The organism is Peribacillus sp. SIMBA_075 (genome assembly GCF_046534585.1).
Genome location: NZ_JAWRYN010000134.1, coordinates 1 through 444, shown reverse-complemented (window position 1 = coordinate 444; position 444 = coordinate 1). Strand labels below are relative to the sequence as shown.

At 29.5% G+C, this 444-nt stretch carries 1 protein-coding gene; it reads left to right on the top strand.

Going from position 1 to position 444, the window contains the following annotated elements; all coding sequences use genetic code 11:
• Positions 1-444 (top strand): TetR/AcrR family transcriptional regulator (locus SB775_RS27485; protein ID WP_410864299.1); only part of this gene is annotated, 444 nt, incomplete at both ends.

The window sequence follows — 444 nt, the reverse complement described above, 5'->3', positions numbered from 1 at the left end:
CATGTGGTATATCAAAAGGAGCCTTTTATTTATATTTCAAATCAAAAGATGAGTTATTATTGGCCACACTTCGATATTATTATGACAAGATTCAGAAGAAAATGCTGGATATTGAAAAAGAATCTTTATTACCACGTGAAAAATTTGAAAAACAATTATATTGTCAGTTTACTGATGTGCAAAAACATAAAGAATTTATTATTATGCATGCAAGAGAAAATGCAATTCCATGTAATAAAGAAGTAGAAGAGTTTATGATGAGGATGAAATTAGAGTCTCATGCATTTTATCGGAATAGCTTACTGTCCATTTATGGTGAAAAGGTTATTCCATACTTGTTAGATCTAGTAATTATGGTGGAAGGGATATGCCGTGGGTATTTAGAATTAATTATTTTAAATGCACCAGAAATTGATCTATCCTATGTTTCGACCTTTATTTTAC